This window comes from Pseudomonas entomophila (assembly GCF_018417595.1).
Taxonomy (GTDB): Bacteria; Pseudomonadota; Gammaproteobacteria; order Pseudomonadales; family Pseudomonadaceae; genus Aquipseudomonas; species Aquipseudomonas entomophila_C.
In genome coordinates this window covers 243,689-266,337 of sequence record NZ_CP070982.1, presented here as the reverse complement: position 1 = coordinate 266,337, position 22,649 = coordinate 243,689, and the positions used below count along the sequence as shown (strand labels likewise).

General features: G+C 65.1%; 22 protein-coding genes. 12 read left to right on the top strand and 10 right to left on the bottom strand.

Going from position 1 to position 22,649, the window contains the following annotated elements; genetic code table 11:
• Positions 1-163: 163 nt before the first annotated feature.
• From fdhD to JYG34_RS01115, 5 genes are all read left to right on the top strand, one after another.
• On the top strand, positions 164-991 hold the full coding sequence (fdhD, locus tag JYG34_RS01135) for a formate dehydrogenase accessory sulfurtransferase FdhD (RefSeq protein ID WP_213659155.1): 828 nt from the start codon (positions 164-166) through the stop codon (positions 989-991).
• Positions 992-999: 8 nt separating this feature from the next.
• Complete coding sequence (locus JYG34_RS01130) at positions 1,000-3,345, top strand: FdhF/YdeP family oxidoreductase (protein ID WP_213659154.1); 2,346 nt, start codon at positions 1,000-1,002, stop codon at positions 3,343-3,345.
• Between the two features lie 245 nt (positions 3,346-3,590).
• Positions 3,591-4,070, top strand: a complete 480-nt coding sequence (locus JYG34_RS01125; RefSeq protein WP_125462220.1) for a glycine zipper domain-containing protein — start codon at positions 3,591-3,593, stop codon at positions 4,068-4,070.
• 207 nt (positions 4,071-4,277) lie between these two features.
• Positions 4,278-5,081 (top strand): CheR family methyltransferase, encoded by an 804-nt coding sequence (locus JYG34_RS01120; protein WP_213659153.1) that lies wholly within the window; start codon positions 4,278-4,280, stop codon positions 5,079-5,081.
• Positions 5,082-5,200: 119 nt separating this feature from the next.
• Positions 5,201-5,854 carry a response regulator gene (locus tag JYG34_RS01115; RefSeq protein WP_213659152.1) on the top strand — a complete coding sequence of 218 codons (654 nt, stop codon included), beginning with the start codon at positions 5,201-5,203 and terminating at the stop codon, positions 5,852-5,854.
• Here JYG34_RS01115 and JYG34_RS01110 read toward each other — a convergent pair.
• The 3 genes from JYG34_RS01110 to hslO form a co-directional block, all read right to left on the bottom strand.
• On the bottom strand, positions 5,844-6,278 hold the full coding sequence (locus JYG34_RS01110; protein ID WP_213659151.1) for an acyl-CoA thioesterase: 435 nt from the start codon (positions 6,276-6,278) through the stop codon (positions 5,844-5,846). The two genes, JYG34_RS01115 and JYG34_RS01110, sit on opposite strands and share 11 nt — an antisense overlap.
• Before the next feature lie 212 nt (positions 6,279-6,490).
• Positions 6,491-8,032, bottom strand: a complete 1,542-nt coding sequence (locus tag JYG34_RS01105) for a phosphoenolpyruvate carboxykinase (RefSeq protein ID WP_213659150.1) — start codon at positions 8,030-8,032, stop codon at positions 6,491-6,493.
• A gap of 179 nt (positions 8,033-8,211) precedes the next feature.
• Positions 8,212-9,114, bottom strand: coding sequence for an Hsp33 family molecular chaperone HslO (hslO, locus tag JYG34_RS01100; protein ID WP_213659149.1), 903 nt, complete (start codon positions 9,112-9,114; stop codon positions 8,212-8,214).
• Between the two features lie 108 nt (positions 9,115-9,222).
• On the opposite strand from hslO, the gene JYG34_RS01095 reads away from it, so the two are divergent.
• Complete coding sequence (locus JYG34_RS01095; protein WP_213659148.1) at positions 9,223-10,023, top strand: phosphatase PAP2 family protein; 801 nt, start codon at positions 9,223-9,225, stop codon at positions 10,021-10,023.
• A gap of 35 nt (positions 10,024-10,058) precedes the next feature.
• Here JYG34_RS01095 and JYG34_RS01090 read toward each other — a convergent pair whose 3' ends face one another.
• A complete protein-coding gene (locus JYG34_RS01090; protein ID WP_213659147.1) occupies positions 10,059-10,460 on the bottom strand; it encodes an RNA-binding S4 domain-containing protein in 402 nt (133 codons plus the stop codon).
• Positions 10,461-10,569: 109 nt separating this feature from the next.
• Here JYG34_RS01090 and JYG34_RS01085 point away from each other — a divergent pair, with 109 nt between their 5' ends.
• Both JYG34_RS01085 and rimK read left to right on the top strand, forming a co-directional pair.
• On the top strand, positions 10,570-11,052 hold the full coding sequence (locus JYG34_RS01085; RefSeq protein WP_434011174.1) for an ATP-dependent zinc protease family protein: 483 nt from the start codon (positions 10,570-10,572) through the stop codon (positions 11,050-11,052).
• On the top strand, positions 11,049-11,954 hold the full coding sequence (rimK, locus tag JYG34_RS01080) for a 30S ribosomal protein S6--L-glutamate ligase (protein WP_011531656.1): 906 nt from the start codon (positions 11,049-11,051) through the stop codon (positions 11,952-11,954). Before JYG34_RS01085 ends, rimK begins: the two co-directional genes overlap by 4 nt.
• Positions 11,955-12,051: 97 nt before the next feature.
• On the opposite strand, the gene JYG34_RS01075 is transcribed toward rimK, so the two are convergent.
• Both JYG34_RS01075 and ompR read right to left on the bottom strand, forming a co-directional pair.
• Positions 12,052-13,365, bottom strand: coding sequence for an ATP-binding protein (locus JYG34_RS01075; protein WP_011531655.1), 1,314 nt, complete (start codon positions 13,363-13,365; stop codon positions 12,052-12,054).
• A 94-nt stretch (positions 13,366-13,459) separates the two neighbouring features.
• Positions 13,460-14,200, bottom strand: a complete 741-nt coding sequence (ompR, locus tag JYG34_RS01070) for an osmolarity response regulator transcription factor OmpR (RefSeq protein WP_011531654.1) — start codon at positions 14,198-14,200, stop codon at positions 13,460-13,462.
• Between the two features lie 147 nt (positions 14,201-14,347).
• Here ompR and JYG34_RS01065 point away from each other — a divergent pair, with 147 nt between their 5' ends.
• From JYG34_RS01065 to JYG34_RS01050, 4 genes are all read left to right on the top strand, one after another.
• Positions 14,348-16,675: a Tex family protein gene (locus JYG34_RS01065; RefSeq protein WP_213659146.1), complete on the top strand. Its 2,328-nt coding sequence runs from the start codon at positions 14,348-14,350 to the stop codon at positions 16,673-16,675.
• Entirely contained in the window at positions 16,675-17,058 is a 384-nt protein-coding gene (locus JYG34_RS01060) for a PaaI family thioesterase (RefSeq protein ID WP_213659145.1), read from the top strand. Before JYG34_RS01065 ends, JYG34_RS01060 begins: the two co-directional genes overlap by 1 nt.
• 241 nt (positions 17,059-17,299) lie before the next feature.
• A complete protein-coding gene (gene gshA, locus JYG34_RS01055) occupies positions 17,300-18,877 on the top strand; it encodes a glutamate--cysteine ligase (RefSeq protein ID WP_213659144.1) in 1,578 nt (525 codons plus the stop codon).
• Entirely contained in the window at positions 18,877-19,509 is a 633-nt protein-coding gene (locus JYG34_RS01050; protein ID WP_213659143.1) for a TetR/AcrR family transcriptional regulator, read from the top strand. The genes gshA and JYG34_RS01050 overlap by 1 nt, the downstream gene beginning before the upstream one ends.
• A 114-nt stretch (positions 19,510-19,623) precedes the next feature.
• Here JYG34_RS01050 and JYG34_RS01045 read toward each other — a convergent pair whose 3' ends face one another.
• The 4 genes from JYG34_RS01045 to ssuD are packed head-to-tail and all read right to left on the bottom strand — an operon-like array spanning position 19,624 to position 22,639.
• Entirely contained in the window at positions 19,624-19,839 is a 216-nt protein-coding gene (locus JYG34_RS01045) for a TOBE domain-containing protein (RefSeq protein WP_008095172.1), read from the bottom strand.
• Between the two features lie 30 nt (positions 19,840-19,869).
• Positions 19,870-20,682: an aliphatic sulfonates ABC transporter ATP-binding protein gene (gene ssuB / locus JYG34_RS01040; RefSeq protein ID WP_213659142.1), complete on the bottom strand. Its 813-nt coding sequence runs from the start codon at positions 20,680-20,682 to the stop codon at positions 19,870-19,872.
• On the bottom strand, positions 20,682-21,479 hold the full coding sequence (ssuC, locus tag JYG34_RS01035; RefSeq protein WP_213659141.1) for an aliphatic sulfonate ABC transporter permease SsuC: 798 nt from the start codon (positions 21,477-21,479) through the stop codon (positions 20,682-20,684). Before ssuC ends, ssuB begins: the two co-directional genes overlap by 1 nt.
• Before the next feature lie 11 nt (positions 21,480-21,490).
• Positions 21,491-22,639: an FMNH2-dependent alkanesulfonate monooxygenase gene (gene ssuD, locus JYG34_RS01030; RefSeq protein ID WP_213659140.1), complete on the bottom strand. Its 1,149-nt coding sequence runs from the start codon at positions 22,637-22,639 to the stop codon at positions 21,491-21,493.
• Positions 22,640-22,649 lie beyond the last annotated feature (10 nt).

Here is a 22,649-nt window from a genome sequence, read left to right as displayed (position 1 = left end):
TTGATGATGAATCCATGGAAGCAGCAGTCTAGGCCAGGATCGACCACCCCGCCCCCCTGCGACCGATCGACGCGCTCTATCACGGCATAGATGCTAGCGATTAGACGGCACCTCCCCACCGGCCTAGGCTTGGAGGGTCAAACTGCCGCCGGTATTCGCTCCAATGAACAGCAAGCCCCCGGTCTGCGCGGCGTCCACGCCTTTAGCCCTCCCCGCCGCCAGCAACACCTACGACTATGTCCAACTCTCCGACGCCGCGCATGACACCACGCCGCTGGCCGAGGAAGTGGCGCTGGCCATCGTCTACAACGGCCTGAACCAGGCGGTGATGCTGGTCAGCCCCACCGACCTGGAAGACTTCGCCGTGGGTTTCAGCGTGGGCAGCGGCATCGTCGCCGGTACCGATGAAATCTATGACGTGAAGCTGTCCGGCAGCGGCTCGGCACTGTATGCCGACCTGGAGATTTCCAGCCGCGCGTTCTGGAACCTGAAGAACCAGCGTCGCCAACTGGCCGGCACCAGCGGTTGCGGCCTGTGCGGCGTCGAGGCCCTGGAGCAGGCACTGCCCGAGCTCGACGTGCTGCCCGGCGCGCCCCTGCCGCCCGCGCACTGGCTGAAGGACCTGCGCCAGCGCATCGATGCTTTCCAGCCGTTGGGCCAGCACTGTGGCGCGGTGCACGCGGCGCTGTTCATGGACCACGACGGCCAGCTGCTGCTGGGCCGCGAGGACATCGGCCGGCACAACGCCCTGGACAAGCTGATCGGTGCCCTGCTGCGCCAGCGCATCGACACCACCGGCGGCCTGGCCATCGTCACCAGCCGCTGCAGCCTGGAACTGATCCAGAAAGTCCTGCGCGCCGGCATCCAGACCCTGGTCAGCCTCTCCGCGCCCACGGGCCTTGCCCTGCAGTGGGCGCGCAAGCACAACCTCAACCTCATCCATCTGCCCAAACACAGCGCACCGCGGGTGTTCAGCCCAGCGGCGGAGTAGCAACAGCCGTGACCTCCTACGAAAAACTGCCAGACAACGCCCCCGCCTCTTCCCCTCGCTACAAACCCTACCCCGGCCCCGCCGGCGGCTGGGGCGCGCTGCGCAGCGTGGCCAAGGCCTGGGTGGGCAGCGACAACGCCCTGAAGAACATCCGCGCCCTGCTCAAGACCAACCAGAACGGCGGCTTCGACTGCCCTGGCTGCGCCTGGGGCGACTCGCCCGAAAGCGGCATGGTCAAGTTCTGCGAGAACGGCGCCAAGGCGGTCAACTGGGAAGCCACCAAGCGCCGCGTCGACGCAGCGTTCTTCGCCCGCTACAGCGTCAGCGCGCTGCGTGAGCAGAGCGACTACTGGCTCGAGTACCAGGGCCGCCTGACTGAACCGGTGGTCTACGACCCGACCACCGACCGCTACCAGCCGATCGACTGGGATGCCGCCTTCGCCCTGATCGCCCGCCACCTGAACAACCTGGCCAGCCCCGACCAGGCCGAGTTCTACACCTCCGGCCGGGCCAGCAACGAAGCGGCCTACCTGTACCAGCTGTTCGTGCGTGCCTACGGCACCAACAACTTCCCTGACTGCTCGAACATGTGCCACGAGGCCAGCGGCGTAGCCCTTGGGCAGAGCGTGGGAGTGGGCAAGGGCACGGTCACCTACGACGACTTCGAGCACGCCGATACGATCTTCGTCTGGGGCCAGAACCCCGGCACCAACCACCCGCGCATGCTCGACCCGTTGCGTGACGCGGTGAAGCGCGGCGCCCAGGTGGTCTGCGTCAACCCGCTCAAGGAGCGTGGCCTGGAGCGTTTCCAGCACCCGCAGAACCCGCTGGAGATGCTCACCAACACCGATCGCCCGACCAACACCGCGTTCTTCCGCCCGGCCCTCGGCGGCGATATGGCGCTGCTGCGCGGCATGGCCAAGTTCCTGCTGCAGTGGGAGCGCGAAGCCCAGGCCAAGGGTGAACCGGCGATCTTCGACCACGCCTTCATCGCCGAACACGGCCATGGCGTGGACGATTACCTGGCAGTGGTCGAGGCCACCCCGTGGGAGCAGATCCAGGCGCAATCGGGCCTGCCCCTGGCCGACATCGAGCTGTCGGCGCGCATGTACTGCAAGGGCAAGCGGGTGATCATGTGCTGGGCCATGGGCATCACCCAGCATCGCCATTCGGTGCCGACCATCCAGGAAATCGTCAACCTGATGCTGCTGCGCGGCAACCTGGGCGTGCCGGGCGCCGGCCTGTGCCCGGTGCGCGGCCACAGCAACGTGCAGGGCGATCGCACCATGGGCATCAACGAACGCCCACCGGTGTTCCTGCTCGACGCCCTGGAAAAGCGCTTCGGTTTCCCGGTGCCGCGCCACAACGGGCACAACACCGTCGAGGCGATCCACGCCATGCTCGACGGCCGGGCCAAGGTGTTCATCGGGCTGGGCGGCAACTTCGCCCAGGCCACGCCGGACACCGAGCGCACCGCACAAGCGCTGCGCAACTGCGAGCTGACCGTGCATATCAGCACCAAGCTCAACCGCAGCCATCTGGTCCACGGCAAGCAGGCGCTGATCCTGCCGTGCCTGGGCCGTACCGATATCGACCTGCAGGGTGAAGGCCCGCAGGCGGTCACGGTGGAAGACTCGTTCAGCATGGTCCACGCCTCCAACGGCCAGCTCAAGCCGCTGTCCAGGCAGATGCGCTCGGAGCCGGCGGTGGTCGCCGGCATCGCCGCCGCCACTCTAGGCAAGCAGCCGGTTGACTGGCACTGGCTGGTGGCCGACTACGACCGCATCCGTGACCTGATCGCCGACACCATTCCAGGCTTTGCTGGCTTCAATGAGCGCCTGAACCTGCCCGGCGGCTTCTACCTGGGCAACAGCGCCGGCAGCCGCCAGTGGAAGACCGCCAGCGGCCGCGCCAACTTCAAGGCCAACCTGCTGCCCGACAGCCTGCTCGACGAACGTGTGCGCGCCAGCGGCCAGGTGCCGGACCTGATCATGCAGTCGATGCGCTCGCACGATCAGTACAACACCACCATCTACGGCATGGACGACCGCTACCGCGGCGTACGCGGCCAGCGCGACGTGCTGTTCGTCAACGAGGCGGACATCATCCGCCTGGGCTTCCAACCGGGGCAGAAGGTCGACATCGTGTCACTGTGGGGGGATGAGCATGTGCGCCGGGTGCAGGGTTTCACCCTGCTGGCGTTCGACATTCCCGCCGGCCAGGCGGCGGCCTACTATCCGGAAGTGAACCCGTTGGTGCCGCTGGAGAGCATCGGCGATGGCAGCCACACGCCAACGTCGAAGTTCATCGCCATCAAGTTGGAGCGGGCGCGGGGCAACGGGCGAATCATCTGAGGATTCGCTGGCCCATTCGCGGGTAAACCCGCGAATGCCATTACGCAGAAAACAGAAAAGCCCTGTTCCGCAACGGATCAGGGCTTCGTCATAAAAAGCTCAGACCACCAAAATCAGAGAAAGTTTCATACATAATTCAGTAACTTAGAGAATTGTGTACAACTCGTGCTACTCGTCGGATTTCAATTGCCACGCGCCTCGCCGAGCCTCAAATTCCGCCTCGTCATCCCTCTGAGGCTCTCTTGATGAAGAAGTACTCCTCGATTCTGTTGTTGTCTTTCAGCTTGCTCAGCGGCGTTGCCATGGCAGGCGGCACCACCGAGGCCGGCATTGGCGGCGCATTGGGTGGGGTACTGGGCTCCGTGGTGGGCAACTCCATCGGTGGTAGCACCGGCGGCGCCATTGGTGCCGGCCTGGGTGGCGCCGCTGGCGGCGCCCTGGGCGCCGACAAGCGCCAGCGTGGCGAAGCGGCCATTGGTGGCGCGCTGGGCGCGGCCGGCGGCAACGTGGTAGGTCGCTCCATGGGCGGCACCACCGGCAGCTATATCGGCGCGGCAGCCGGTGGTGGCGCCGGTGGCGCACTGGGCAACTACATGGGCAACAAGGCCGACGAAGACGAGCGCCACGACTCGCGCCGCTACCGTCGCGACTATGACGACCGTCGCTACTACGACCGTGGCCACCACTACGGCCACCGCAAGCACAAGCGTCACTGGCGCGACTGATCGCCAGGCTTAAGCTTGTCACCTAAGGCCCTGCCCTCACCGGCAGGGCTTTTTCGTTTGTCGGCTCACCTGAGGATTAAGGGCGTCCCCGATATGGAGGCTAGTAGCCACTAGTTATCATCCCCTCCACCAACTCCAGACAGGACGCAGGGAATGCGCGCGATCATCACGGCCATCCATTCATCCAAGGCCAAGGGAGCCTGAAGGATGCCGCGCCCGCCGCTGCTCAGCGAAGACAACTTTGCGCGCATTCGCCAGCGGGTCGAGCAAGCTACCGGCGTGTACCTGGCCAATGATCGCCGCGCCGTGGTAGCGACGCGCTTGCACAAGCGCCTGAAAGCCCATCGCCTGAGCAACTTCGATCAATACCTCACACTGCTCGACCAGCAGCAGGACGCGCAGGAGCACGACCAACTGCTGCGTCTGCTGGTCGCTCGCGACAGCTACTTCTTCCGTGAGCATCGGCATTTCGAGTGGCTGGCCCGATGGCTGCCCGCTCTTGGCCACCCCGCACGCCTCTGGAGCGCCGCTTGCGCCACTGGCGAGGAAGCCTGGAGCCTGGCCATGGTTGCCGCCGAGCACGCTCGGCTGCCCGGGTGGCAAGTGCTGGCCAGCGACTTCGACACGCAACGCCTGGAGCATGCCAGTGCCGGCGTCTACGACATTGCCCAGGCCCGCTACTTTCCCGAAGGCTGGTTGACCCGCCACTGCCTGTGCGGCATCGGCGAGATGGCCGGCCGCCTGCGCGTCGCGCCCGCCTTGCGCGAGCAGGTGCGCTTCGAAGCGATCAACCTGATCCGGCCACTGCCCGAACACCTGGGCCGCTTCGACGTCATTCTTCTGCGCAACCTGCTGTCGAGCCTGGCGCCACGCCACAGAGGTGGCATGCTCCGACAAGTACTGGCGCACCTGCGTCCCGGCGGCCTGCTGATGATCGGCCACAGCGAGAGCATCCACGAACTGGACCTGCCCCTGCGCCCGTTACTGCCATCGGTATTCGAGCGCCTATGATGAGAGGCACTGCCGCGCCCACCGGCAGACAAGGACTGATCGCGCTACCGCGCGGCAGTGCGCTTTCGGATCGAGCAGGCCTGCCGCCCCCCCTTCCCTTGCGAAACAGGCCCTTATCCATGCCTTGCCGAATCCTGCTTGCCGACGACTCGCCCCTCTTCCGCGCCGGCCTGCGCGCCCTGCTGGAGCAGAAGAAAGACTTCGCCGTGGTGGGCGACACCGGCGATGCCATGACCGCCGTAAGCCTGGCGGAAAAGCTCAAGCCAGACATCGTGGTACTCGACATGAGCGGTGAGCTGGACAGCCAGCAGGCCCTGCAAGAGTTGTTCATCCGCGCCCCGGCCAGCCGTGTGCTGATGTTCTCGGCGCGCTCGCAGCTGGAGCATGTGCTCAATTGCCTGCAGCTCGGCGCCCACGGTTTCCTGCTCAAGAACGCCACGGTGGCGGAGCTGGAGCAGGCCTTGCTGACGCTGCGCGGTGGCGGTCAGTTTCTGTCGTCGGCGGTGCTGCCGATGGTCATTGGTCAGGCCCTCAGGCACAGCCGCAAGCGCACCTCGGCACCACCCCAGGCGCCCCTGACCAAGCGCCAGCTGGAGATCCTGCGCCTGATCGCCCGCGGTGAAACCACCCGCTCCATTGCCGACGGCCTGGGCCTGAGCGTCAAGACCGTCGAAGCGCACCGCTCGCAGATCATGCACCGCCTGCAGATCCACGACGTGCCCGGGCTGGTGCTGTTCGCCGTGCGCGAGGGGATCATCCGCGTCAACGATTGAGCGACAGCCCCGCGAGGATCAGTTGCAACGTCTCCGGCAAGGCCGCCGGCCGCCCGGACGCACGCTCGACGAACACCTGCACCAACGAGCCGGCCGCACAGGCCTCGACCTCACCCGGGCGGAACAGTGCCAGGCGGAATTCCACGGTGCTGCCAGCCAGGCGGGTCACGCCCAAGCCCACTTCGAGTACATCCGGGAAACCCGGCAGAGCGAAGAAGTCCGCGCTCGAGCTCACCACGAAGCCGGCCAGTTCGCCGTCGCGCAGGTCCAGCTCGGCCTGCTCGACGAGGAAGGCCTGGATGGCGGTTTCGAAGAACGCGTGCACGGTGGAGCCGGCGAGGTGGCCGTTGTGGTCGTTGTCCTGGGGGCGGGTGAGGATGGGGTGGAAGTGGGAGAAGGCGGAGCGCTGAGGGGATTCGGTCATGGAGGCACCCTGGGCTGTCTTTGGCATTTAGCGAAGCATCCCACACCATGCGCGGATCGCCTATCGCCTTGTAGGAACCGGCCCTGCCGGCGAACACCGGGCATGCACTGCGGCGTTTGCTTCGCCAGCAAGGCTGGCGCCTACAGGGTAGCGGTGAGCCTTCAGAACGAAAAAGCCGCCCCGAGGGCGGCTTTTCTACGCGGATCGCAGACTTACAGCTGCGGACCAGCAGCCTTGATGGCGTCGGACACGTCGAACTTCTTGAAGTTCTCGATGAACAGGCCAGCCAGGCCCTTGGCGGCTTCGTCGTAGGCAGCCTTGTCAGCCCAGGTGTTGCGCGGGTTGAGCAGCTCGGTCTCGACGCCTGGAACAGACTTCGGTACGTCCAGGTTGATGATGTCCAGGTGCTCGGTCTCGGCACCGATCAGCGCACCGCTCTGGATGGCAGCGATCACGCCACGGGTGGTCGGGATGCTGAAGCGCTTGCCAACACCGTAGCCACCGCCGGTCCAGCCGGTGTTGACCAGGTAGACCTTGGAGTCGAAGCCCTTGATGCGCTTGATCAGCAGCTCAGCGTACTCACCGGCCGGACGCGGGAAGAACGGTGCGCCGAAGCAGGTGGAGAAGGTCGACTTGATGCCGCCGCCCGAGCCCATTTCGGTGGAGCCGACCAGCGCGGTGTAGCCGGACAGGAAGTGGTAGGCCGCCTGCTCGTTGTTCAGGATCGACACTGGCGGCAGTACGCCGGTCAGGTCGCAGGTCAGGAAGATGACCGCGTTCGGCTCGCCACCCAGGTTCTTCTCGGAACGCTTGGCAACGTGCTCCAGCGGGTAGGCGGCGCGGCTGTTCTGGGTCAGGCTGACATCGGCGTAGTCGGCGTGCTGGTTGCCGTCGAGGACGACGTTCTCCAGTACCGCACCGTGCTTGATGGCTTTCCAGATGACCGGCTCGTTCTTCTCGGACAGGTCGATGCACTTGGCGTAGCAGCCGCCTTCGATGTTGAAGACGACGCCTTCGCCCCAGCCGTGCTCGTCGTCACCGATCAGGTACCGGCTTTCGTCGGCCGACAGGGTGGTCTTGCCAGTGCCGGACAGGCCGAAGAACAGGGTCACATCGCCTTTTTCGCCAATGTTGGCGGCGCAGTGCATCGGCAGCACGTCGGCGGCCGGCAGCAGGAAGTTCTGCACCGAGAACATGGCTTTCTTCATTTCGCCGGCATAGCGCATGCCGGCGATCAGCACCTTCTTCTGGGCGAAGTTGATGATCACGCAGCCATCGGAGTTGGTGCCGTCACGCTCAGGCACGCACTCGAAATTGGCAACGTTGAGCACTTGCCACTCATCACGGCCGGCCGGGTTGTACTGGGCCGGGTTGATGAACAGGCAACGGCCGAACAGGTTCTGCCAGGCAGTCTGCGTGGTCATCTTGACCGGCAGGTAGTGTTCTTCGGCCGCACCTACGTGAACGTAGGAGACGAAGTGGTCCTGGGCGTTGTTGAACGCCTCGACGCGGTCCCACAGGGCATCGAACTTGTCGGCCGGGAACTTGCGGTTGATCGGGCCCCAGGCGATGGCGGCAGAGGTGCTCGGTTCGTCAACGATGAAACGGTCAGCCGGCGAACGGCCAGTACGGTGGCCTGTCTCGACGACCAGTGCGCCCGTATCGGCCAGCACACCTTCACCGCGTTGCAGCGCTTCTTTTACCAGGTCATCGACGCTCAGGTCGGTGTACACGGTGTTGTTGGCTTGCGTCATGAGATACCCCATCCGGCCCGAGGCCGAGTGCTCCAAACGTTTTGTAGTGGCCTGTTTCAAACTACTACAGCGAAAAAAGTGGCCGGATTATGCCAGAAACGCCCAAAAAAAGTAGGCCCCTCCTGTCAGAACTGCGCTTTTGCGCGGTTCGACAGGAGAATGTCCTGTAGTGAAGCGTTTCAGTGCTGAGTTTCTGACGGTACGTCAGTACCACCACCCGCGAACAATTGCGCAACATCGCTCGCATCGAAGAGATAGCGCTCGTTGCAGAACTGGCAATCGATCTCGACCTGGCCGCCGCATTCCTCGACCAACGCCTTGGCATCCTGCTCGCCGAGGCTGACCAGGGCGTTGCTGGAGCGCTCGCGCGAGCAGCTGCAACGGAAGCGTAGCGGCTGGATGTCGAACAGACGAACCGCGTCCTCGTGGTACAGGCGGTGCAGCACGGTTTCGTTGTCCAGGCCGAGCAGTTCCTCGGCCTTGACGGTGTTGGCGAGGGCCTTGACGTGGGCCCAGCTTTCCTCGCGCTCTTCGATATCCTTGTGGATTTCAGCCGGCAGTTGCTGCACAAGAAGACCACGGGCGCGAGCGCCATCGGCGGTCAGGGAGATGCTGGTGTTCACCTGCTGGGACATGACGAAGTAGTTGGTGAAGCACTCCGACAGGTCCTGGCCGTCCAGCTCGACGGTGCCCTGGTAACGCTGGCCGTTGACCGGAATGATGGTCAGCACCAGGTGACCGCCTGGCATCAGGTCGGCAAGGCGTGCGTCATCCTTGATCTGGTCGGCCTCGAAGCGTGCCAGGCCGCGGATGTCGTGCTCGCTGGTGTATTCAATGGCCAGCAGCGGCACAGGGCCCTGGGACTGCGCCTGGAGGACCAGCAACCCATCGAACTTGAGGGTGCCGACCAGCAGCGCGGCGGCGGCCATCAGTTCGCCCAGCAGGTGTTGGACCGGGCGCGGGTAAGCGTGCTTGGCCAGCACTTCGGCGTAGCTGCGTTCCAGCGCGACCATCTCGCCGCGTACGTCGCGGTCGTCGAACAGGAAGCGTTGGGTGAAATCTGTATCTGGCAAGTCGCTCATGGTTGTCTGGCTTTCTGAAAATGATTACAAAATAATTACAGGAGACTGAAAGGTCTGTCGTAGAGCGCTCGCAAAGCGCTCATTTGCCGCTGGAGATCGAGGTATTTTATGGATAATCGACCACTGTTCCAAGCAAGGTGGTCCTGGGGCCCTTTGGTAGCCTGCACGCTCCTGCCCATCGCACTACTGTGTTTCTGGTTGTGGCCCGTTGGCCAGATCCTTTGCCTGACTTTCGACGAGTGGCTGTTCCACAGCCTCAATGCCCCGCTGGCCGACAACGTGGTCTGGCGCTCCATCTGGGCGGTCGGTAGCCTGCGGCCGTTCGACATCCTGGTCGGGTTGATCATGCTGTCGCTGCTGGTTCGCGGCGATTGGGTGTTCAAGGCCATCCATGTTCGCCAGGCGTTTTTCGCCTTCCTGGTGACCCTGCTCCTCTTAGTGGTGATTCGCGCGCTGTTTTCCAAGTGGGTCAGCGCAATGGGCTGGCAACACAATAGCCCATCGATGGTGTTCGACAATGCCGTGCACCTGAGCGACTACTACCCGAACCTGGAAAAGAAGTGGGAGCTCAAGGACCGTTCCAGCCAGAGTTTCCCGGGCGACCACGCCTCGGTGCTGCTGATCTGGGCGCTGTTCATGAGCCTGTTCAGCCGACGCCTGGTACAGCACCTGGCGATCTGGTCGCTGGCCTGCCTGTTCATGCTGCCGCGCCTGGTGGCGGGCGCGCACTGGGGGCAGGACGACTACATCGGCGGGTTGCTGATGGCCGTGCTGGCCTTGGGTTGGAGCTGCCACACGCCGCTGGCAGCCAAAGCCAGCGCGGCACTGGTGCGCTGGACGGCGCCGCTGTTTGATCTGCTCGGCAAGCTGCCGCTGGTCGGGCGGATGAGCGTGATCCGCGCAGCCTGACCGAATGTTCGCCGGCTTGCCGGCGAACAGGCCACCTACTCGAAACTGCCATGCAGCTGGTGAATCTGCCGCCGCTGCTTCTTGGTCGGCCGCCCATCGGTGGTCACGCCCATCGCCCCCGCCTTGCGCATTTCAGCGGCCTGCTCGCGCCGCTTCACGCTCTCGGACGTTTCCTCATACAGGGTCTGCGCCTCCGGCGCCCCACGCCGCACCACCGACAATGCCTTCACCACCACGGTGCGCTCGTCGAAGCCTGTACGCAGCACGAACTCGTCGCCCACCCGCGGCTCCTTGCCCGGTTTGCAACGTTCACCCCGGCAGTGCACCTTGCCGCTCTCGATGGCCGCCTTGGCCAGGGCGCGGGTCTTGTAGAAACGCGCGGCCCACAGCCACTTGTCCAGGCGCACCTTGTCGTCGTCTTCAGGCTTTTGTGCCATGGTTTTTCCTCGAATTCTGTCTTTCACGGAACTGTACTACCGTGACTGACGGATGCAAAAAATCCGTGCCGTCATTACAGTTCACCACCTCATCCGCAGGGCACGCTTCGTGAAGACATTTGACCACCTGACTGTGATCGGCCTGCGCGAGTGGGTCGCCCTGCCCGATCTCGGTGTCGCCGGCCTGCGCGCCAAGATCGACACCGGCGCCAGCACCTCCAGCCTGCACGCCACCGACGTCGAGCCCTTCGAACGCGACGGCCAGCAGTGGGTGCGCTTCACCGCGCACCTGGGCTCGGTGGTGCAACTGCGCCATCGCCGCTGCGAGGCGCCGCTGGTAACCATGAAGACCATCAAGAGCTCCAACGGCCACGCCCAGGCGCGCTACGTCATTCGCACCAGCCTGGCGCTGGGCGACCGGGTCTGGGAGGTCGAGTTCACCCTCGCCTGCCGCAAGAACATGCGCTACCGGTTGTTGCTTGGTTCCAAGGCGCTCATCCACGGCCAGCTGGTGGTCAACCCCGGCCTCAAGTACGTCCAGGACAAACCGGCCTTCCCGGCCACCCTTTCCCCTGTCACAGGTGCTGCATGAAGATCGCTGTGCTGTCGCGCAATCCGCGTCTGTATTCCACCCGCCGCCTGGTCGAGGCCGGTACCCAGCGGGGCCATGAAGTGGTGGTGATCGACACGCTCCGGGCCTATATGAACATTGCCAGCCACAAGCCGCAGATCCACTACCGCGGCAAGCCGCTGGAGGGTTTCGACGCGGTGATCCCGCGCATCGGTGCCTCGGTCACCTTCTACGGCTGCGCGGTGCTGCGCCAGTTCGAGATGATGGGGGTCTACCCGCTCAACGAGTCGGTGGCCATCGCCCGCTCGCGGGACAAGCTGCGCTCCCTGCAGCTGTTGTCGCGCCGCGGCATCGGCCTGCCCATCACCGGCTTCGCCCACTCCCCGGACGACATCCCCGACCTGATCCAGATGGTCAACGGCGCCCCCCTGGTGATCAAGGTGCTCGAAGGCACCCAAGGCATCGGCGTGGTGCTGTGCGAGACCACCAAGGCTGCAGAGTCGGTAATCGAGGCGTTCATGGGCCTAAAGCAGAACATCATGGTCCAGGAGTACATCAAGGAGGCCGGCGGCGCCGATATCCGCTGCTTCGTGGTGGGCGACAAGGTCATCGCCTCGATGAAACGCCAGGCCAAGCCGGGCGAGTTCCGCTCCAACCTGCATCGCGGCGGCGTGGCCAGCCTGATCAAGATCACCCCCGAGGAACGCATGACCGCCATTCGCGCGGCCAAGGTGATGGGCTTGAGCGTGGCGGGCGTGGATATCCTGCGGTCGAACCATGGGCCGCTGGTGATGGAGGTGAACTCGTCACCGGGGCTTGAGGGGATCGAAGTGACTACCGGCAAGGATGTGGCCGGGATGATCATCGAGCATCTGGAGAAGAACAGCGGGCCGAATCAGACGCGGACCAAGGGTAAGGGTTGATGGCGCCTGCACCGGCCTCTTCGCGGCTAAAGCCGCCCCTACAGGAATCGTGTCACATTCCCCTGCAGGAGCGGCTTTAGCCGCGAAGAGGCCGGAATCAAACGGCGTTGCGCGGCAGCAACAGCCCCAGCGGCAACCTCACCCGCGCCTCGATTCCACCACCGGAGCGGTTGCGCAACTCAACATTGCCACCGTGCTGCGCGGCAATTCGTTTGACGATCGCCAACCCCAGCCCCGTGCCCTTGCCGCCCCGCGCCCGATCACCGCGAATGAACGGGTTGAAGATGGTCTCCAGCTCCGACTCGTCGATCCCCGCGCCACGGTCCAGCACGCTGAGCACCACATAGGGCGCGCTCTGGTCGCCCGACACATAAGCTGCCACCTCGACACCCTTGCCGGCATGGTGCAAGGCGTTGCCGATCAGGTTGCCGAGCATGCGCTTGAGCGACACCCGGCGCAGCGGGAAGGGCGGAATCGGCTCCAGGCACAGGCGCACCTGCTCCTTGTGCTGGTTGTAGGGCGCCACCACTTCGTAGATCAGGTCGTTCAGGTCGACCTCCTCCACCGGCTCGTCGCGCCCGTCACGAATGAAGGCCAGGAACTGGTCGAGAATCGCGTCCATGTCCTCGATGTCACGGACCATGTCGTCGCTGAGGTCGCTTTCGTTACCCATCAGCGACAGCGACAAACGCAGCCTTGTAAGTGGCGTGCGCAAATCATGGGACACACCGGCCAGCATCAACTCACGTTCGCGCCCGGCCTGCTCGACGTCTTCGGCCATCTGGTTGAAGGCGCGGTAAACCTCGGTCATCTCGCTGGGGGTATCACTGATGGGCAGGCGCACACTGCGCCCCTGGCCCAGCTGGCGAGCGGCGAACACCAGGCGCTTGAGCGGCTGGTTGAGCTGGCGCACGAAGATCCACGCCGAAGCCGTGGACAACAGGCCGATGGCCAGGAACCAGCCGAGCACGTTCCAGATCTTCTGCCCGCGCAGCGGGTGCGGATACAGAGGCACCTTCAGCCAGCCAGGGCCCAGGCTCGGGGCGTTCACCCAGAGCGCGGGCGGCGCGTGGATGCGCAGGCGCACTTCGGTGTCATCGCCCAGTTCGGCCTGCATCTGGCGTTGATAGATTTCACTGTAAGGCCAGTGCTGCTCGCCCTCCGGCACACCGGAGCCGGTGACCCGGATCAGGCCCGCGGCCTCGGCGATCTTGTCGCGGTTCTCTTCATCCGCCGCCCAATAAGCGCGCAACGTCAGTGCCACGCCGTGGCTGTACTGACGGTCGACCAGCACGTCCTCGTTCATCAGCAGGTAGACGAGGGTCAGGGCCTTGGAGAATAGCACGACGATCAGCACCAGCCACAAGGTGCGGGCGAAGAAGCTTTGCGGGAACCAGAGAGGGGTTTTCATCGATCAACTACTGCGCTGAAAAGGCCGGACGCCATAGACGAAAACAGGGCGACTCGCATGAGTCGCCCTGTTGCACCCGGACGAGCCGGCTGGCTCATTTGCCGGCGTTTCCGTCCGGCACGAAGACGTAACCCACACCCCATACGGTCTGGATGTAGCGGGGTTTGGACGGATCGGGTTCGATCATGCGGCGCAGGCGCGAGATCTGCACGTCGATGGAGCGCTCCAGGGCGTCCCATTCGCGACCGCGGGCCAGGTTCATCAGCTTGTCGCGGGTCAGCGGTTCGCGGGCGTGCATCACCAGGGCCTTGAGCACGGCGAACTCGCCGGTGGTAAGCATGTGCGTCTCTTCACCGCGCTTGAGTTCGCGGGTGGCCAGCGACAACTCGTAGTCGCCGAAGGTCACGGTCTCTTCCTCGCTGCCCGGGGCGCCCGGCACGCTCGGGGCCTGGCGGCGCAGCACGGCCTTGACCCGGGCCACCAGTTCGTCGGGGTTGAACGGCTTGGCCAGATAGTCGTCGGCGCCCAGTTCCAGGCCCTTGATACGGCTGAGCTCATCGCCCTTGGCGGTGAGCATGATGATCGGGATCTGGTTGTTCGACGCGCGCAGGCGCTTGCAGGCGGACAGGCCATCCTCGCCCGGCAGCATCAGGTCGAGCACCACCAGGTTGAACACTTCACGGGCCAGCAGGCGGTCCATCTGTTCGACGTTCGGTACGGTGCGGACACGGAAGCCCTTGCTGGTGAAGAAACGGTCCAGCAGGCTGCTCAGGCCCGGGTCGTCGTCGACGATGAGAATCTTGTCGCCTTCTACGGCGTTTGCGGTGCTGGTCATGAATGCCTCCTCTGATATCGCCGCGCATTATGGCGTAGCCATTGCAGCGCGTGCCGTGTGCATTGTTAGCAGATTTTTCCCCCGATGCCAGTTCCCGCTCCCACATCGGTATAATGCGCCGCTTTAAATCCTTGCCAGGTGGTTTTCATGGACAGCATCAACAGCCGTATCGCCGAGGAACTGGGCGTACGCCCGCAACAGGTCGAAGCGGCCGTGGGCCTGTTGGACGAAGGCTCGACCGTGCCCTTCATCGCCCGTTACCGCAAGGAAGTGACCGGCAGCCTGGACGACACCCAACTGCGCCACCTGGAAGAGCGCCTGCGCTATCTGCGCGAACTCGACGAGCGCCGCGCCAGCATCCTGGCCAGCATCGAGGAACAAGGCAAGCTGACCCCGGAGCTGGCCCGCGAGATCAAGCTGGCCGACACCAAGACCCGCCTCGAAGACCTCTACCTGCCGTACAAGCAGAAGCGCCGCACCAAGGGCCAGATCGCCCTGGAAGCTGGCCTGGGCGAGTTGGCCGACGGCCTGTTCAACGACCCGCAGCTGAACCCAGAAAGCGAAGCCGCACGCTTCGTTGACGCCGAGAAAGGCGTGGCCGACGTCAAGGCCGCTCTGGAAGGCGCCAAGTACATCCTCATGGAGCGCTTCGCCGAAGACGCCGCCTTGCTCGACAAGCTGCGCAACTTCCTCAAGCAGGAAGCGGTGCTGACCGCCCGCGTGGTGGCCGGCAAGGAAGAGGAAGGCGCCAAGTTCCGCGACTACTTCGCCCACGATGAACTGCTGCGCACCGCGCCGTCGCACCGTGCCCTGGCAATCTTCCGCGGCCGTAACGAAGGCGTGCTGAGCGCCTCGCTCAAGGTCGGCGAGGAGCTACCGGGCACCCTGCACCCATGCGAGCTGATGATCGGCAACCATGTCGGCATCGAGAACCGCAACCGCCCGGCCGACAAGTGGTTAGGCGAGGTGGTGCGCTGGACCTGGAAGGTCAAGCTGTACACCCACCTGGAAACCGACCTGTTCGGCGAACTGCGCGACAACGCAGAAGGCGAGGCCATCAACGTCTTCGCCCACAACCTGCACGACCTGCTGCTGGCCGCCCCGGCCGGCCCGCGCGCAACGCTGGGCTTCGACCCGGGCCTGCGCACCGGCTGCAAGATCGCCGTGGTCGATGCCACCGGCAAGCTGCTGGACCACACCACGGTCTACCCGCACGCGCCGAAGAACGATTGGGACCGCACCATCTCGATCATGGCCGCGCTGTGCGCCAAGCACTCGGTCGAGCTGATCGCCATCGGCAACGGCACCGCCAGCCGCGAGAGCGACAAGCTGGTGGCCGAGCTGGTCAAGAAATACCCAGCCCTGAAGATCACCAAGATCATGGTCTCCGAGGCCGGCGCCTCGGTGTACTCGGCGTCGGAGCTGGCAGCCCGCGAGTTCCCCGACCTGGATGTGTCGATCCGTGGCGCCGTGTCCATCGCCCGCCGCCTGCAGGACCCGCTGGCGGAACTGGTGAAGATCGACCCGAAATCCATCGGCGTCGGCCAGTACCAGCACGATGTTTCACAGGTGAAGCTGGCCCGTGGCCTGGACGCCGTGGTCGAGGACTGCGTGAACGCCGTGGGCGTGGACGTCAACACCGCCTCGGTGGCGCTGCTGACGCGCATCTCCGGCCTAAACGCCACCCTGGCGCAGAACATCGTCGCCCACCGCGACGCCAACGGCCCGTTCGCCACCCGCGCCGCCCTCAAGAAAGTCAGCCGCCTGGGCGAGAAGACCTTCGAACAGGCCGCCGGCTTCCTGCGCGTGATGAACGGCGACAACCCGCTGGACGCCTCGGCGGTGCACCCGGAGGCCTACCCGCTGGTGCAGCGCATCGCCGCCGACACCGGCCGCGATATCCGTTCGCTGATCGGCGACAGCGGCTTCCTCAAGCGCCTGGACCCGAAGAAGTTCACCGACGAAAGCTTCGGCCTCCCAACCGTCACCGACATTCTCCAGGAGCTGGACAAGCCCGGCCGCGACCCGCGCCCGGAGTTCAAGACCGCCACCTTCCAGGACGGCGTCGAGGACCTCAAGGACCTGGAGCCGGGCATGATCCTCGAAGGCGTGGTGACCAACGTCACCAACTTCGGTGCCTTCGTCGACATCGGTGTGCACCAGGATGGCCTGGTACATATCTCGGCGTTGTCGGAGAAGTTCGTCAAAGATCCGCGTGAAGCGGTCAAGGCCGGTGACGTGGTAAAGGTGAAGGTCATGGAAGTGGACATTCCGCGCAAGCGCGTAGGCCTGTCCATGCGCATGAGCGACACCCCGGGCGAGAAGGTCGAAGGCAACCGTGGCGGTAATCGCGCTGGCAATGGCGGCAACCGCCAGCAGCAGGCCCCACGTCCACGCGAAGCCACCACTGCGGCACCGGCCAACAACGCCATGGCGGCACTGTTCGCCAACGCCAAGCAACTGAAGAAGAAGTGATGGACGTCGCGCCGGAGCACGTCGAAAGCGCCTTCAGCCAGCTCCTGGGCTGCCGCCTGCAACGCCTGGACACGGGCGTGGCCGAGGTGGCCCTGGCGCTGGAGCCGCACCTGCGCAACCGTGGCCAGAAGCTGCACGGCGGGGCGATCTTCAGCCTGGTGGACATCGCCATGGGCCTGGCCTGCTCGGCCAGCCATGGCTTCGACCAGCAAAGCGTGACCATCGAGTGCAAGATCAACTACATGCGCGCCGTCAGCGAGGGCGAGGTGCTGTGCACCGCCCGCGTGCTGCATGCCGGACGGCGCACGCTGGTGGTCGACGCCGACGTGCTTCAGGGCGACAAACTGGTGGCCAAGGCGCAGGGAACCTTCGCGGTTCTCTAGCTGACGCAACCCCATCTGCGGTATTTTCGGCGTATTGCTGTACACCTGATCGCGGGGCAAGCCCGCTCCCACGAACGTTCACAGGCTTCGTGGGAGCGGGCATGACCCGCGATCAGGCGCATACAGGCCAGCGCCGGAACCGCGTAAACCAGGCGACAACGCCAGTTCCTTTCCCAACTACCCTTGTAGACCGTCATCCCTACCCCCATATTGGGGCGACTGACGCGTGAAGGAATCCATCTTGAGCGACCTCCTCAACCGCCGCCTGAGCCTGCTCGGCGACAATATCGACCTGCTCAAGCAGTGCCTGCACGGCATTGAGCGCGAATGCCTGCGCGTGACCAACGACGGTCGCCTGGCCCAGACCCCGCACCCCGAGGCCCTGGGTTCGGCGCTGACCAACGAGCAGATCACCACCGACTATTCCGAGTCGCTGCTGGAGTTCATCACCCCGGCCCTGGCGGACCCTGCCAAGGTGCTCGAGAGCCTCGACCAGATCCACCGCTTCGTCTACACCAAGCTGGGCGACGAATACCTGTGGAGCCCGTCGATGCCCTGCGCACTGCCGGCCGAGGAAGACATCCCGATCGCCGAATACGGCAGCTCGAACATCGGCAAGCTCAAGCACGTGTACCGCAAGGGCCTCGCCCTGCGTTACGGCCGCACCATGCAGTGCATCGCCGGCATCCACTACAACTTCTCCCTGCCCGAGGCGCTGTGGCCGTTGCTGCGCGAAGCCGAAGGCGGAAAGGAGAACGACCGCGACTACCAGTCCTCGGCCTACATCGCGCTGATCCGCAACTTCCGCCGCTACAGCTGGCTGCTGATGTACCTGTTCGGTGCCTCGCCGACCCTGGACAAAGGCTTCCTGCGCGGCCGCCCGCACCAGCTCGAAGAACTGGATGAACAGACGCTCTACCTGCCCTACGCCACCAGCCTGCGCATGAGCGACCTGGGCTACCAGAGCAACGCCCAGGCCGGCCTCACCCCCTGCTACAACAACCTGGCCAGCTACACCGACAGCCTGCGCAGGGCCGTGGGCACACCCTACCCGCCCTATGTCGAAGTCGGCACGCACAAGGATGGCGAGTGGGTGCAGCTGAACACCAACATCCTGCAGATCGAGAACGAGTACTACTCGAACATCCGCCCCAAGCGCGTCACCTACACTGGCGAGCGGCCGATCCAGGCCCTGATGTCCCGTGGCGTGCAGTACGTGGAAGTGCGCTGCCTGGATATCAACCCGTTCCTGCCGGTAGGCATCGACCTGTCCGAGGCGCGTTTCCTCGACGCCTTCCTGCTGTTCTGCGCGCTGGAAGAAAGCCCTCAACTGGACAACGGTGAATGCGGCCAATGCACCGACAACTTCCTCACCGTGGTCAAGGAAGGCCGTCGCCCTGGCCTGGAACTGCGCCGTGACGGCCAGCCAGTCGCGCTGAAGACCTGGGCCACCGAGCTGATCGAACGTATCGGCCAGCTGGCCGGCCTGCTCGACCGCGCCCACGGCGGCAACGCCCATGCCAAAGCCCTGGAAGCACAGCAGGCCAAGGTCAACGACCCTGAGCTGACGCCGTCGGCCCAGGTGCTGGCGCGCATGACCGAACATGACGAGACCTTCGTCCAGTTCTCCCTGCGCCAGAGCCGCCTGCACGCCGAAACCTTCCGTGAGCAGCCACTGCCCGCCGAACGCCAGCTGGCTTTCGAGACCCTCGCCCGAGAGTCCCTGGCCGAGCAGTCGCGCCTGGAGCAACAGGAAGTCGGTGACTTCGACCTGTTCGTCGGCGCCTACCAGGCCAGCATCCTGGCGATCAGCAACTGATGAACCGCACCGCCACCCCGCGCAAGCCACGCGCCAGCAGCCAGGCCAGGATCGAGGCGATCCTGGCCGCGGCCCGCGAGCTGCTGGCCGGCCAGGGCGTGGCGGCGCTGTCGATCTACAGCGTCGCGGAGCGGGCGCAGATCCCGCCGTCGTCGGTGTACCACTTCTTCGCCAGCGTTCCGGCATTGCTCGAGGCCTTGACCGCCGATGTGCACCGGGCCTTTCGCGAGGCGTTGAGCGCCCCCATCGACAGCTCGGCGTTCAGCACGTGGCACGGTCTGTCACGGCTGATCGAGCAGCGCATGCTCGACATTTACAACGAGGACACCGCGGCGCGCCAGCTGATCCTCGCCCAGCATGGGCTGAGTGAAGTGGTGCAGGCCGACCGCCAGCACGACCTGGAACTGGGCGAGCTGATGCACCGGCTGTTCGACCGGCATTTCCAGCTCCCGGCGATGCCGAGGGACGTGGATGTGTTCGCCTTGGCGATGGAGCTGAGCGACCGGGTGTATGCCCGCTCGATGCAGTTGCACGAGCAGATCACCCCGCGCATGGCGGAGGAAGGGATGCGGGTGTTCGAGGCTTACCTGGGGTTGTATCTGCCGCCTTATCTGGCCAAGCGCCAACCCTGAGCCAGCAGAAATTCCTGTAGGAGCGGCTTTAGCCGCGATGCAGGCGACGCGATCTGGCACCCGCTCTGCGGGTGATCGCGGCTGAAGCCGCTCCTACAGGGACCGTGCAAGGCATCAGAGCTTGGCGATGGACACCTCGGTCGATTTCACGAAGGCGATCACTTCACTGCCCACCTGCAACTCCAGCTCCTTGACGGAACGGGTGGTGATCACCGAGGTGACGATGCCGGAGGCGGTCTGCACGTCGATTTCCGACAGTACCGGGCCTTCGAGGATTTCCTTCACGGTACCTTTGAACTGGTTGCGTACGTTGATGGCTTTGATGGTCATGGCATGCTTCCTTTTGCTGGTTTCAGGGGTTCAGTGGGCCCAACGCAGGTGCGTGGGCAAAGGGGCTACAGGTTCCGGCTCGGGCGGGGTGCCCGGGACGGAAAGGACGCGGTTGAGCACTTCGCTTTCCAGCGCCGCCAGGCGGTGCGAACCACGCACCCGCGGCCGTGGCAGGTCGACGACCAGGTCCAGGCCGACGGCGCCGTCTTCGATCAGGATCACCCGGTCGGCCACGGCGACGGCTTCGCTGACGTCGTGGGTGACCAGCAGCACGGTGAAGCCATGCTGGCGCCACAGGCGCTCGATCAGTTGCTGCATCTCGATACGGGTCAGGGCGTCCAGCGCACCGAGCGGTTCGTCCAGCAGCAACAGGCGCGGCTGATGAATCAGTGCTCGGGCCAAGGCCACCCGCTGTTTCTGGCCGCCGGACAATGCTGCCGGCCATTCATGGGCGCGCTCGGCCAGGCCGACCGCTTCCAACGCTTCCAGGGCACGGGGCCGCCAGTTGCCGGACAACCCCAGACCGACGTTGTCGATCACCTTCTTCCAGGGCAGCAGGCGCGCATCCTGGAACATCAGCCGGGTGTCCTCGCGGGCCTCGGCCAGTGGCGCAGCGCCCGCCATCAGTTCGCCGGCGCTGGGCTGGTCGAGCCCGGCCAGCAGCCGCAGCAAGGTGCTCTTGCCGCAGCCACTACGGCCGACGATGGCGACGAACTGACCGGCCGGGATATGCAGATCGACACCGCGCAACACTTCACGCTGGCCAAAGGTACGGCGCAGGTCGTTGGCCGCCAGGGGGATGCCACGCAGCAGGCGTGGCGGCTGTTCCTTGAGCACGGTCATCATGCGCCCTCCTTCTTCGCCACCTGGTACGCCGGGTGCCAGCGCAGCCAGACACGCTCCAGGCCTCGGGCGGCCAGGTCGGCGCACTTGCCGAGCACCGCGTACAGGACGATGGCCAACACCACCACGTCGGTCTGCAGGAACTCACGGGCGTTCATCGCCAGGTAGCCGATGCCGGAGTTGGCCGAGATGGTCTCGGCGACGATCAGCGTCAGCCACATGAACCCGAGGGCGAAGCGCACACCGACCAGGATCGACAGCAGCGCACCCGGCAGGATCACCTGGCGGAACAGCGCGAAGCCCGACAGGCCGTAGCTGCGCGCCATCTCCACCAGCGCCGGGTCGACGTTGCGGATGCCGTGGTAGGTGTTCAGGTAGATGGGGAACAACGTCCCCAGTGCCACCAGGAAGATCTTCGCCGACTCGTCGATACCGAACCACAGGATCACCAACGGGATCAGCGCCAGGTGCGGCACGTTGCGGATCATCTGCACCGAGCTGTCGAGCAGGCGTTCGCCCCAGTTCGACAGGCCGGTGATGAAGCCCAGCAACAGCCCCAGGCTGCCACCGATGAAAAAGCCAAGGCCGGCACGCCAGCCACTGATGGCCAGGTGGGTCCAGAGCTCGCCGCTGCGCACCAGCTCGACGCCTGCGCTCACCACCGCGCTCGGGGCCGGCAGGATGCGGGTCGACAGCCAGCCGGCGCTGACCGCCAGCTGCCACACCGCCACCAGCAGGATCGGCAGGGCCCAGGGCGCCAGGCGCTTCGACCAGGTGGTTGAGGTTGCTCGACTCATGGCCTCGGTCCTCAGCTCTGCGACACGGACTTGGGCAGGATGTCGTTGGCGACCATTTCACCGAACGGGCTGACATAGCCAGCGCTTTTCGGCTGCTCCGGGCGTTGCACGTCCAGGTGCGGGAACAGCAGCTCGGCGACGCGGTACGACTCTTCCAGGTGGGGGTAGCCGGAGAAGATGAAGGTGTCGATACCCAGGTCCGCATACTCCTTGACCCGCGCCGCGACGGTCGGGCCATCGCCCACCAGCGCGGTGCCGGCGCCGCCACGCACCAGGCCGACGCCGGCCCACAGGTTCGGCGCCACCTCCAGCTTGTCGCGCTTGCCACCGTGCAGGGCGGCCATGCGTTGTTGGCCGACCGAGTCGAAGCGCGCCAGCGAGGCCTGGGCGCGGGCGATGGTGTCGTCGTCCAGGTGCGAGATGAGTTTGTCGGCGGCGGCCCAGGCTTCTTCGTTGGTTTCCCGCACGATCACGTGCAGGCGAATACCGAAGCGCACCTCACGGCCAAGGGCCGCGGCTTTCTCGCGCACCTGGGCGATCTTCTCGGCCACGGCGGCCGGTGGCTCGCCCCAGGTCAGGTACAGTTCGACCTGCTCGGCGGCCAGGTCCTGGGCGGCGTCGGACGAGCCACCGAAATACAGCGGCGGGCGTGGTTGCTGGATCGGCGGATAGAGCAGCTTGGCACCCTTCACCTGGAGGTGCTTGCCGTCATAGTCGACCACTTCGCCTTCGAGCACCTTGCGCCAGATGCGGGTGAACTCCACCGACGCCTCATAGCGCTCCTGGTGGTTGAGGTGCAGGCCATCACCGGCCAGTTCGTCCGGGTCGCCACCGGTCACCAGGTTGAATAGCGCGCGACCATTGGACAGGCGGTCCAAGGTGGCCGCCTGGCGCGCCGCCACGGTCGGCGAGATGATCCCCGGGCGCAGGGCGACCAGGAACTTCAGGCGCTCGGTCACCGGGATCAGCGACGCTGCCACCAGCCAGGAGTCCTCGCAGGAACGCCCGGTGGGGATCAGCACGCCGCCGAAACCCAGGCGGTCGGCGGCCTGGGCGATCTGGCTCAGGTAGCCGTGGTCGACGGCGCGGGCGCCTTCGGTGGTGCCCAGGTACTTGCCGTCACCGTGGGTGGGGAGGAACCAGAAGATGTTAAGGCTCATTGGAGTTGTC